General features: G+C 45.2%; 12 protein-coding genes and 1 riboswitch. Of the genes, 6 read left to right on the forward strand and 6 right to left on the reverse strand.

Annotated features, from left to right (window positions below; genetic code table 11):
- Together WS34_RS07605 and WS34_RS07610 are read left to right on the forward strand one after the other, a co-directional pair.
- On the forward strand, positions 1–682 hold a 682-nt coding region (locus tag WS34_RS07605; RefSeq protein WP_046404088.1), incomplete at its 5' end, for a Na+/H+ antiporter NhaA.
- Between the two features lie 257 nt (positions 683–939).
- Positions 940–1,209, forward strand: coding sequence for a hypothetical protein (locus tag WS34_RS07610; RefSeq protein ID WP_046404090.1), 270 nt, complete (start codon positions 940–942; stop codon positions 1,207–1,209).
- 5 nt (positions 1,210–1,214) lie between these two features.
- On the opposite strand, the gene WS34_RS07615 is transcribed toward WS34_RS07610, so the two are convergent.
- Together WS34_RS07615 and WS34_RS07620 are read right to left on the reverse strand one after the other, a co-directional pair.
- Positions 1,215–2,036 (reverse strand): EFR1 family ferrodoxin, encoded by an 822-nt coding sequence (locus WS34_RS07615; protein ID WP_046404092.1) that lies wholly within the window; start codon positions 2,034–2,036, stop codon positions 1,215–1,217.
- Positions 2,037–2,102: 66 nt separating this feature from the next.
- Positions 2,103–2,285: a hypothetical protein gene (locus WS34_RS07620; RefSeq protein ID WP_013612240.1), complete on the reverse strand. Its 183-nt coding sequence runs from the start codon at positions 2,283–2,285 to the stop codon at positions 2,103–2,105.
- A 219-nt stretch (positions 2,286–2,504) separates the two neighbouring features.
- Positions 2,505–2,705, forward strand: a riboswitch (cobalamin riboswitch).
- Positions 2,706–2,743: 38 nt separating this feature from the next.
- Here WS34_RS07620 and WS34_RS07625 point away from each other — a divergent pair.
- Genes WS34_RS07625 through WS34_RS07640 form a run of 4 tightly spaced genes read left to right on the forward strand, consistent with a single transcriptional unit; the run spans position 2,744 to position 8,255 of the window.
- Positions 2,744–3,883, forward strand: a complete 1,140-nt coding sequence (locus WS34_RS07625; RefSeq protein ID WP_046404095.1) for a DUF5074 domain-containing protein — start codon at positions 2,744–2,746, stop codon at positions 3,881–3,883.
- Between the two features lie 13 nt (positions 3,884–3,896).
- Positions 3,897–5,924, forward strand: a complete 2,028-nt coding sequence (locus tag WS34_RS07630) for a TonB-dependent receptor plug domain-containing protein (RefSeq protein ID WP_046404096.1) — start codon at positions 3,897–3,899, stop codon at positions 5,922–5,924.
- A gap of 35 nt (positions 5,925–5,959) precedes the next feature.
- A complete protein-coding gene (locus WS34_RS07635) occupies positions 5,960–7,288 on the forward strand; it encodes a DUF5074 domain-containing protein (protein WP_046404098.1) in 1,329 nt (442 codons plus the stop codon).
- A gap of 13 nt (positions 7,289–7,301) precedes the next feature.
- The gene (locus WS34_RS07640) at positions 7,302–8,255 is read left to right on the forward strand and encodes a PKD-like domain-containing protein (protein ID WP_046403056.1); all 954 of its coding nucleotides are present in this window, start codon (positions 7,302–7,304) and stop codon (positions 8,253–8,255) included.
- A 70-nt stretch (positions 8,256–8,325) separates the two neighbouring features.
- Here WS34_RS07640 and WS34_RS07645 read toward each other — a convergent pair whose 3' ends face one another.
- The 4 genes from WS34_RS07645 to WS34_RS07660 are packed head-to-tail and all read right to left on the reverse strand — an operon-like array spanning position 8,326 to position 12,034.
- Positions 8,326–9,339, reverse strand: a complete 1,014-nt coding sequence (locus WS34_RS07645; protein WP_013612245.1) for an ABC transporter ATP-binding protein — start codon at positions 9,337–9,339, stop codon at positions 8,326–8,328.
- 2 nt (positions 9,340–9,341) lie between these two features.
- On the reverse strand, positions 9,342–10,379 hold the full coding sequence (locus WS34_RS07650; RefSeq protein ID WP_046404100.1) for a FecCD family ABC transporter permease: 1,038 nt from the start codon (positions 10,377–10,379) through the stop codon (positions 9,342–9,344).
- Positions 10,376–11,500 carry an ABC transporter substrate-binding protein gene (locus WS34_RS07655; RefSeq protein WP_502685463.1) on the reverse strand — a complete coding sequence of 375 codons (1,125 nt, stop codon included), beginning with the start codon at positions 11,498–11,500 and terminating at the stop codon, positions 10,376–10,378. Before WS34_RS07655 ends, WS34_RS07650 begins: the two co-directional genes overlap by 4 nt.
- A 12-nt stretch (positions 11,501–11,512) precedes the next feature.
- Entirely contained in the window at positions 11,513–12,034 is a 522-nt protein-coding gene (locus WS34_RS07660) for a cob(I)yrinic acid a,c-diamide adenosyltransferase (RefSeq protein ID WP_046404103.1), read from the reverse strand.
- Between the last annotated feature and the right edge of the window lie 219 nt (positions 12,035–12,253).

Consider the following 12,253-nt stretch of genomic DNA (forward strand, 5'->3'; position numbering starts at 1 on the left):
CGGTACAGTCGTGTGGTACTTGTTCTTTAACTCCGGCGTACATTCGACTATTGCCGGAGTGCCGGTTGCTTTCTGCATTCCATCCAAACCGGTATTTACGTCAAAAACGTATACAGAACAAATCCGCAAAGCCATAGGAAATCTCAAAGAAGAGAATGATGAAACATTAACCCGACGCTCTATTCTGTCAAACCAGCAGCAGGATTGGCTGAAACAGGTTGAATTTGCATCAGACAAAGAGATTTCTCCATTACAGAAATTGGAAGACTCGCTTCATCCATTAGTGAATTACTTGATTGTGCCGCTTTTTGCATTTGCCAATGCAGGTATCTTTCTGTTTGATATGAATCCGGGAGCTATATTCGAGGGAATAACACTCACCATAATTGTATCTCTGGTACTTGGTAAGTTCTTAGGAATTTTCTGTTTCTCATGGCTGACGGTTAAATTTCGACTTGCACCCATGCCTGAAGATACGACATGGCAAATGATTGCTGGGGTTGCCTTTTTGGGAGGAATCGGTTTTACTGTTTCCATTTTTATAGCGAATCTTGCATTTGCTGGAGAAACACAATCTGCATTGCTTGATTTGTCTAAACTTGGCATTGTAATAGGTTCTCTTATCTCCGGTATTACAGGTTATCTCACTTTCTCCAAAAGTAATACAACGGTTCATTTATAAAATCAAAAAAGACGATGGGAATTTTTAGATCTCTTACAACGTAAAAAGTTATTCATGAAAACCTATCATCGCAAATGGATAGGATTTGGGTATATGATAATTTTTATGCTGATTTGCATAATCGGATATAGATGGTATTTAAATAAGATGAGATTGAACAACCTGAATCCCGCAACCAACAAATTAACAATTTCTGAAAAGAGATAAACAACATCTATATTCAATTTATAGAGTTCTTTTTATCGGGTGAAACGGTATTGGAGTGGGATGATGAAGAGCTGGAACATTACCATACCCAATGTATGGCAATGGACAATATGAGGTGCCGTTCCAAAGCGATTTATCCGGCAGAGCGGATAGACAGCATGCATCATCTTCACGAAGATAAGAAACAGCAGCTACACCGGAGTGTTCAGATACTTGACGAACAACAAGTTCTCAATGAGAAGGTAACCCGTCAAGTTCCCGTAATCGTACAGAAAAATCAGTTTCGTATAAAGACCGGTCTTCATATACCAAGTATTTAGGTCGATTAAAATAATTCGATTCTTGCCCTCGAGGTATATCTATTTTCAAGAAAACCGACATGACTTAGGTAAGCTTCATCCGTCAACTGTTTGGCATGTACAGGACATTGTTTTACACAAGCATTACACTTGATACAAATACCGGAAACCTCAGAAGGATGATCCTGCCGGATAGCCCCCATAGGACAAACTTTTGCACAACGTCTGCAATCGATGCACGCATCGGTCGTAACAGGTTTTGCTTTCAGGAAATTCACCACCTCTTCATCCCTTCCTTTGGGTTTATAATACCCACCGTAATCAGGAGCCCCTTGTCCCGGAATCTTTATTCCGGTAAATTCTCCTGGTTGCAATATTCTTCTTACGATCTCTGCCGAAAACTGTTCTGCCTTTTCCAGATCTTCCCGGTCGGGACGCCCGGTAGCCAACCGGGTCGTGAAAGAATGCTGACCGACAAAAGCCGCAGCAGCTATCGGATGAAACCCTCTATATCTTAAAATATCATACAGTTCGACGAGCGCATTCCCATAGGACCGATTCCCATAAACCACAACAGGTACCGCCCAGGCCCCATTACTCTGCCAGATGGTCAAGTAGTTCAATAACAGATTCGGTAAACGGCCGGCGTAAACAGGCAGACCGACAATAGCCAACTCCGATTCCCGAATATCAGGCACTTTCTTCCGCCCCGACGGCAACGTAAAATCTTTCACTTCCGTCACGATTTCCGGTAATAACGTAGTGATACATTTTACCAAATGGGTAATCACTGTTTTAGTTGTGCCTGTCGGACTAAAATAGACCGCATGTACTTTCTCTATTTTCATAAAGTATCGGATAAACTGTCTGTCAAAATCTTTCCCACCCGATCAATCCCGAACAAAGCTGCAATTTTATTCCGGTAAAACCAATAAATCATGTTTATTAATTTTGAATAATTTGCATATATCATCTAATTCCCAAATCTGCTTATCGCTATTATTCGTACCGATCAACTCCGGCACGATATTCCCTTCGACAGGGGCGCATTTGGATTTTTCACAGAAACAGGAAGTCGGGCAAAAGAGATAATCCATCTTGTTTTCATCATTGAAATAATCGGTTTGACATGTTTTCCGTTCAGAACAGGTTTTACTTCATTGCCTGTACAAGGATAAAAGCCCGATTTTAAAGAAATTCTAAAGGTTTTTCCGAAAGTAACCGTTCAGCACAAAGTATTGCCTCCGTCCCTGTGGACTAACAAACATTCACAAAATATCATTTCCCTTATAAAATGATTTATATATCTTTGCCGTCACGTAAAAATTGCGTGGAGTTGCCGGATCGTTGTCTCGTCCGGCAATGAAAAGGGAATCAGGTGTAAATCCTGAACAGATCCACTGCTGTAAGTTTCATAACACTTTTCGGACGTGCTTTATCCACTGTTCCTCATTCGGAATGGGAAGGAAACCGAAAAGGAAACAAGTCAGAAGACCTGCCACGTGATTCATTGTTTAACGTTCAAAGGGAAGAAGAACATAAACGTCAGTAAATCATGCTATTCAAAAAAATTCTCTGTTTTTTCATATTTGCCGTAATAGCAGGGCTATTCACAGCCTGTGATTCCGCAGGAACGGATTATCCCTACGGGCCGGTGAGCCAAGGTAATATCGAAGCCCTTGTTCTCAATGAAGGGGGAATCAATCAGAATATGGGCGGTATCTCCGTTTTAAACAAAGACGGATCAGTCATTCCGGATATTTTCCGGGAAGTGAATCACCGACCGCTTGGTGATGTGGCCCAATCCATCACCAAGATCAACGGTAAATATTTTGTGACTTTGGACAACTCCAAAAAAATCGAGGTTATAGATCCCGAAACGTTCGGTTCCGTCGGTACAATCCTCTATACCCAAGCGGGATTTCCACGCCAGATCGTAGCCATTTCCCCGACAGAAGCTATCGTATCCGATCTGGAGAGACAACTGGTGCGTATCCGGACTGTGGAACCTTATGGCGAACCTCTGGAATATATCTCCATACCGCGATCGGTCGAATATCTGGTAACGGTAGATAATAAAATCTTCGGAATGACTACCGGCGGAATATATGTCTTCGATACCGACAATATCAGCAAAAAAGCTGTCCGGGTCATCCCGGAAGTAAAAAACGACGAAAATACCAAAACCTGCCGGATGCTGGTCGATAAATACCAAAGAGTATGGGCCTTGATGAACATCCGAGAGGGAAATCGAGTCTGCGGAATAGAATTGGTTTGTATCGACCCCCACCAAGAAAAAGTCGAGGTCTCTTATATCCTTCCCATCAGTGAAAAGGCAAATCCACAAGCAGGAGACGTAATCGGTACAATCACCTATAATCGCACGGATATCGATCCTACACTGAACTGGATTTATTTCAACGTCAAAACCTGTAAAAGTAACACGGCAGCAGGGATTACCTCTGTCCAAAGTGTTTACCGGATGAATGTCGGCACGGGAGAATTCGAACACTACCTCGATCTTCCCGGAACCGATATGATGTATGGGTTTTCAGTCAGTCCGCAAGGAGAGGTCTATCTATGTGACTGTCTGGATTACAGTGCACAACGCGGTTATATCCGGAATTACAAAAAAGACGGTTCCATCCGGAATTTTCGAGTCGGTATCTATCCTAGCCAAGTGTATTTCCCCTAATTAGCCTAGCGATATGAACCTATACAAGAGTCTGATCTTCATTTTATACCTCGGCATATTCCTTGGGTTGGGATTCCGTACTCCTGCCCAATCCCGGGATTCGATCACCCTATACGGCACATTAGACACCGTGCAGGTCATCCGCCAACGTATACAACACGCCAACGAGGCAAACGCAGGAGCCCGGGTAACCCATATTTCTCCAGCCGTTTTACAAGCCAACAAAACCCGCTCGCTGGCCGAACTCCTGACCGACCATACCTCTATTTACATCAAGAGTCTGGGAACAGGAGCGTTATCGACAGCTTCTTTCCGTGGAACCAGCGCTTCCCAAACACGGGTAAACTGGAACGGGATCAATATCACACCTCCTTTATCGGGTACTTTCGATTTTTCACAGATCCCGGTCTTTTTTACAGATAACATCAACCTGTACTATGGCAGCAGCCATGTAAAAAACGGTACCGGAGCTATCGGAGGTAGTGTGAATTTATTCACAGACACCGATTGGAACCGAGGCGTAAATGGACGGGTACTGGCAGAGTATGGATCGTACAACACATATACCGTCGGTGGACAGGCGAATATAAGCGGTAATAAATCGGCCTCAAAGACACGGTTATATTATCAGCATTCCGACAACGACTATACCTATCTGAATAAAGTGCTGACCAATACTCCTTTCCGTGAAAAAAGGCAGGATGCCGCTTACTCTCAATTCGGAATTATGCAGGAAGGCTATTTCAGAGTATCTCCCTACACCCGCCTGACAGCTGTCGCCTGGTATCAGAAAAATTACCGTAACCTTCCCCAACCGCTCGGTGTAGTCAACCGCTCCCAGGAAGATCAGGAGGAAAATAATTTCCGGGGATATGCCGGACTGGATTTCAGCCGGGGTATCCATGAATTACATGTAAAAGCTGCCTGGCTGTATTTCTGCCAAACTTACGATATCCGGTATGACGGAGGTTTATTCGATCCCAAGGGAAACAAAAACCGCTCTAACACGGCACAGGTCGTGGCCGATTATACGTACTCCCCGACCGATAAGCTTATTCTCAACACGACGTTAACCTATTCTCACGACCTGATCCGGGTGAGTAGCTACATAGACATCGACTCATCGAAATATACGCTCGACGGTATCGATTTTGATATTCCTCAGGTGGAATCCCCTTTCAGCCACCACCGTAACATACTCTCCTGGCAAACTTCCGCTTTGTGGACGCCTATCCGGTGGATGATGATCAACGGACAATATATGTTCGAACATAACGACAATCGGAATGTATCCACCTGGTCGGCAGGAATAGTATTCAATCTATTGAAAAAAGAATTAAAATTGAAAGGAAGTACTGCTTATAATTATCGTTTCCCCAGTATGAACGACCTATATTGGCGCCCCGGCGGTAATCCGGATGTAAAGCCGGAAGAGGGGTATTCTTACGATGCTTCTATTTCTTACCGGAAGAGTATAAACAAACATCTCTTATTCGATGCCGAAGTTTCCGGTTATCTAATGAACATCGACAACTGGATCCTTTGGCTCCCCAAAGACGGAAACCAATGGGTGTGGACTCCGCAAAACAAACGAAACGTACGTTCCTACGGCGTGGAACTTTATGGAAAAACCACTTTCCACTACGGGGAACTCGTATCTTCTCTTTCGGGTAATTACAGCTGGTCACAATCCCGGACCCGCAAGAAACAACACGTAGACGACAACGCCTATATGCGGCAAATTCCATATGTACCGCGATTCAAGTGGAATCTGCGCTGGAATATCGATTATAAAGATGCTTTTTTCGTCTGGCAGATGACCTACACCGGCCGGCGTTTCATTACTACCGACGAATCATATGCCACGGATCCCTATTCCGTACATAACCTCTTGCTCGGTTACCGCTACTCCTTCCGGAATGGGACAAGCCTAACCCCTCAGATGCGGATAGATAACCTGTTCGATACCTACTATGAGTCGACCCAATATTATCCCATGCCTTTGCGTAATTGCTTGTTCTCGCTTTTATTCGAATTTTAATTGAATCATATAAATCCTTTAAATAAATAGAAACCATGAAAAAATTTAATTTTACGCTTTTAGTTTGCCTCCTGTTAGCAGGAATATTCGCATCATGTGACGATGACGACAAATATCCGGTTCCTCCCGAAGTATCTATCGAGAGTGTAAACGGAGTGTTCGCAATGCCTCAGGAAGACTCTATCGTACTGAAAGCGAAAGTAGAAAGTCCGCTGCCAACCACACTGAGCTGGTCCGTCAAAGGAAATGAAGTCTCTAAGGATACAGTATTTACTTTCAAAATGAACGAATTGGGGACCTACGATGTTAAATTAACCGCGACCAATGCCGATGGAGTGACTTCTGCCACAACATCCATCGAAGTGTACGGTAAATACAAATACGGTACTTTTGTTTTAAATGAAGGTTACCAGGCCGATCCTTCTACATTGATATTCATCAGCCCGAAAGGTATTCTCACGGACAGTGCCTATTATAAAGCAAACGGCAGCATGCTGAGCCTTCTTTCCCAAGACTTATTTATCGCCAACAACAAACTGTATATCATTTCACAAAAAAGCGGAGACGACGGTTATCTTATCGTTGCCAATGCAGAAACCCTGAAAAAAGAAGCCGGCTATAAGACCGAACTGGAAGATAAAGTAAGCAGTCCGACTCATGTTGCCGTACTGGGAGACGACGATATCTATCTGCGCGACAACGAAGGAATTAAGGTATTCCACCCATCCAGCGGCGAACTCTTTCTCATCGGGGGAGCTGAAAGGGCTAATAAGAATACCATGGCTGTAACGGAAGGGAAAATATTCGCTGCAGCAGGAAATAACGTCCTTGTGATCGAAAAAGGAAAAAACAAAATCTCCAAATCGATAGAATTCAATGATCCGGTCAGAGGAGTCGTCAAATCGTCGGACGGTAACTTGTGGGTATCCACTTCGGCCGGGGAAATCTCTAAGGTCGATGCCCAAAATTATACTATTATCAAAACCAATACTTTACCGGGAGATGCCATTAGCACTCAGTCGGCCTCATACACTTCTACTCCGTGTATTACAGCACAAGGAGATACTTTGTACATGAACGGCACAGGTACCAAAATCTATCGTCACATTTTTAGTAAAAACCAGACGGATCTGATGGTCGATGCGGCAAACATAGTGACAACAACTAGTGTTTACAATACCATAGCCGTCAATCCGGTTACAGGCGAAGTCTATCTGAATACAATCAAAGGATGGGGTAACGACCGTCTGATCAACCACATCAGTGTATTCGATTTCAGCGAAACCGAACCGAAATTGAGCGCCAATTATAAGAATCATACCAATTATCCAGCCGGAACATTCTTTACTTATAATTTTCAATAAAAGAATTTTGTAAATGAAAAAATACTATTCTTTATTTCTATTCTGGAGTCTGCTTACAGGTCTATCGACCTCCTGTAGTGACGACAACAAAAAAGATCCGTATCTTCCTACTCCGCCTCAGGTTTCTATCGGAAATCCGAGTGGGCAAACCACCTGTTTACCGGGTGAAACGATCGAGTTAAAAGCGATTCTGAACAATCCGTTACAGACCACTTTCCAGTGGCAACTGAACAAAAAAACGGTTTCCACAGACTCAATCTATCGTTTCACCTCTCAGGACCCCGGTAGTTTTGAAATTATCCTGACCGCAACCAATCAGGACGGCAAGGATTCCGACACCTTATTTCTGAAGGTCAACGGTAATCGGTTCGCGATCTCCGATCTGAAAAATTGGACCGGTAACGGAGAAAACACCTCGGTCTTTGCCATTCAATGGGTTACAGGGGAGCATCCACAAGAACCGGCAGACCAGGAAGTTTTTTTCATTGCCTGGGGATATCGTTGGAATAAAACGGAAACTCTTACAGGAATCGATATGCTCAAAGCTATTGCCAAGAACGATCCCCGCCTTTATGTCGCCTTATCAGGAAATTATATCAAAGGATTCGGTTATGACGGTAATAACGACGGTAAAATCGAACTGAAAAGTTCTACTTTACATCTGACACAAGCTGATTTTACAAACGGGCTCTACGAACTCTCCGAATACGATTCTGACGAATTGAAACCGTTAGATGCAGCCGATTATTGGATGGGATCGAACGATGCCTATACCACCTACTGGCTCGGTTCGGGCAATCAGGTGCCGACAGCTGCCGACTTTGAATATTCTCAGACATTTGTCGACAATCGCCAACTTGAAAATCTCTCTTGGGATGTATGGACACTTTCTCCCATCGATTACACGTCTATGGTCAATGTATCCCCCATCCCCCGATTGATCAAAGCTGCAGAAGCAAATAAATAAAAAGTTAAAACGGTGCCAACAGGTAAAAACTGATGCGCACCGTTTTCTTTTTATTCAAAAACCTTCCCGGTCATTTTTTCAATAATCCGGTCAAGTCCTCGAAAGAAGTCAGTATAGTAGACATTCCATTTTTTTCCCAACTCATTTCATGCGGGGAAGTAACCGTCAATACGGGTAAATTTTTTCTATCGGCATTTCCGGGCAGACCGGAATAACCAAAACGATTCAGAGCATTGACACACCAATGCCAAAGGCAGGGATCGTCCGTCCTGACGACAACTTCCTGATAATCCTGTACGATGGGGAAATAGCCCCCACGTCCCCGGTCAAAACATATTTTCCGGTGATCGAACAAACAGTCCAGTCCATCGTTAAAGACTATATCCTCCGTAACGCCACACTGCAATCCTTTTCCGGGCGCGAGCAACCACAGCCGGTCGGCCTGGATCAGTGCCTGGTCGATATCGTGGGTAGACAGCAGAATGGTCTTATGTTGTTCGCGGGCAATGGTATGCAATAAAGTCATGATCTCGATACGGCTTACCACATCCAGGAAAGCTGTGGGTTCATCGAGCAAAATCAACGGACATTCCTGCACCAATGCTTTGGCGATCATCACTTTCTGCCGTTCCCCGTCCGACAATTCGGCCACGTAATTTGCAGCTTTATGGGATATTCCCACTGCCGTAAGAGCCTCTTCGACGAGCTTATGATCTTCCCGGTTCAAACGGCCCCAGAATCCGGTATGGGGCTGACGCCCCAAGCTTACCAGTTCATATACGGTCAATCCGCCAGCCTGTGTCTTATCGGTCAGTACGACGCCGATCTTGCGCGATTTTTCCCGTTCGGAATAATCCCTCAGCGGACGTCCTTCAAGCCATAATTCACCTTCCAAAGGCAATTGAAAAGCCGAAAGAGTACGCAACAGAGTAGATTTGCCTGCCCCGTTAGGACCTAACAGACAAGTCAACTCTCCCGCCCACAAATCGAAAGACAGATCCCGGTGTACCACTGTAGAACCGTTCTTACCATGAGAGTAGCCGATAGCCAATTGACGGGCTGCAATTACAGGTAAAGTTTCCATAGTCAATTGAAATATTGAATTTTACGCTGTTTGACCAGAATATAGATAATGACGGGAGCACCCAAAACGGGAGTGATGGCGTTCAATGGCAAAATCCCCATTTCGCCGGGTAATACACTGATCAGATTACACAACAGGGCTACCGCCCCTCCCAGCAATAAGGTCACAGGCATCAGGGAATTGTGGTTCGAAGTACCCAACATCAAGCGGGCAATATGCGGCACGGCCAATCCGATAAAAGCGATAGGCCCGCAAAAGGCGGTTGTTATTGCCGTCAGCATACCGGTCGCAATCAATAACAGATTGCGGGTAAGCCGCACATTCACACCCAGATTTTCGGCATACCGGTTTCCCAACAATAAGGCATTCAAAGGTTTGATCAACATGACCGATAAAACCAAACCGGCGGTAATCGAAACAACAAATACAGGCAATTGCCCGGAAGACACTCCGCTGAAATTTCCCAATCCCCAGATCATGTAAGAATGTACTCCTTCGGCCGTAGAGAAAAAATTCAATAATGAAATCACCGAGGAGGTGATGTATCCGATCATGATCCCAATAATAAGTAGCATCAAATTATTCTTTGTAAAAGCAGAAAAGAACAGCAAGATTCCCATGACGATCATAGCCCCGGCAAAAGCTCCGGCCAATACCGCCAGAAAACCGGATATACTGAAAACCCCGGCAGTAATACTTCCTCCACCGAGCAACATCACCAAGGCCACGCCCAGGCTGGCCCCGGTATTGATCCCCAATATCGAAGGTCCTGCCAGCGGATTACTGAAAACGGTTTGCAACATCAACCCCGAGACAGCCAAGGCTGCTCCACACAGCAAAGCAGTTATCCCTTGCGGAATACGCGATTCCAGCAAAATGAACCGCCAGCTCTCCCGTTCTACGGCATGTCCGCACAAAATATCCCATACTGCGCCTGCAGGAATACGTACCGAGCCTACCCATAAGTTCGCCGCGAACAACAGAAGGATCGATACGATCAAACCGATACTATATTTCCATCCGGATGGTAAAGATTTCATTTTTCCAATCTTTTAAAATAACGGCACTCTCCTGCCGGTAACACTCCCGGGTGAAAAATCCGGATCAGATCTTCCAACAGCCGTTCGGGATGAAAAGGGGTCTCTGTATAAAAAGGTACCCGTCCCGAATTACATCCATACACCTGCCCGGTTTGAAAGGCCCGGAAACCGGCATATGAAGCGTAGTCGGACTTTAATTCGGTCAGGGTTTTATCTTGTTGCCGGTTGTATTTGAATAACCAGAAATCGGCATCCTGCCCTCGGTCAAATACCGTTTCAAAAGACAAAGGAATCGAACCGCTATGTTCGTCCTCCGCCCACACGTAAGCAGCCCCGGCATCCTGATACAACCGTCCGGTCGTACTTTTTCCTCCGGGTACATACCAGGCGGAACCGCTTTTCAATTCAGATATCACCGTCGGCCGCTGATTTACAGACTTGACCAAATCACACAGCTGTAAATAATCCGCACGGACAGCAGTGAATAACGAATCAGCCTGCCGCCGTTTCCCGAAAAGCAAACCGAAAAAACGCATCCATTCAGACCGCCCCAAAGGAGAGGTCTCCATATAATCGGCACATTCGATAACCGGTATCCCTAATTTTTCAATCCGGCCATAACCTCCACTATTTTCAAAAGGGGAGAGCAGGATAGCATCGGGATGAAAGTCGATTATTTTTTCAATATCCGGATTCATAGAATTTCCGGCGTCGACCATTCGCCCGGAAGCACAACGATTTTGTATTTCAGGTATTTCGATATATTGCAGATCACATATTCCACCAATCCGATCGATTGCCCCCAGTTCGGACAGAAGCCCGCAATGTACCGAAGAATATACCAATGCTTTTTCCACCGGCGTCCGGACCAAGGTTCCTTCAGGCAATCCTACCGGCAATTCAGTTTCCCGGCCGACCAAAACATAGGTATGTAAAATCCGGGCCGTATCCCAAGGGTTTTGCACCCGCACCAATATATAATGTTCACTCGAATCTATCCGAATCCGCCCGGCATATTCCATCCGGAGCGCGGACAAAGCGTCTTCTGCAGAAGCCGAATGCTTACTTTTACAACCTACCCCAAGAGCCAACAACAGCCCCAGCAACCAAAACCGCATCAATCTATCCATATCTCAATGATCAAATCCATCCCGGGACAATACTCCCCGGGTATAATAATGTTTCACTTCACGCATTTCTGTTACGAGGTCAGCCAAAGCCAGCAAAGCTTCGGAAGCATAACGCCCGGTAATCACCACTTCTGTCCCCGTGTCCCGCTGTCCGATAACTTCCAGTATTTCTTTATCGGAGAGCAAGCCAAAATACACAGCTATAGTCAGTTCGTCCAGGATGACCAGGTCCCATTCACCCGAAGCCAGTATTACCGCACATTCCCGGAGCCCTCCCTGGGCAAGGCGTACGTCTTTGTCTTCGGGCCGGTGATCAAGGAAACATCCTCTTCCAAACTGCCGGACCGCCAACCGCCCGGGGAAACAGGCTTCCAGCCGGGTTTCGTTATATTTCATGCTTTTGACAAACTGCCCGATAAACACCCGTTTACCAGCACATAAAGCACGGACCGCCAGACCGAATGCAGCCGTTGTCTTACCTTTACCGTTTCCGGTATAAACCTGAAGGTATCCCTTTGTTTCCATTGAAGCGTAAAAGTACAAAATTTGCCGTTATCTCCAATCTCCCTAAAGGTGTCATTTCAATTGTAGCCTTACGGGGAGCTATCGGCTATACCAACCGTCACAACCAATTACAACACTACCCTCCCGTTGAATAAATCTTTATCCGTATCAACTACAACAGACAACAGTCCCGGGAAATATTTTTATTGAAACAACGAATCAATTAGCGCGAGAAAGATC

This window comes from Odoribacter sp. N15.MGS-14 (assembly GCF_000980245.1).
Lineage (GTDB): Bacteria > Bacteroidota > Bacteroidia > Bacteroidales > Marinifilaceae > Odoribacter > Odoribacter splanchnicus.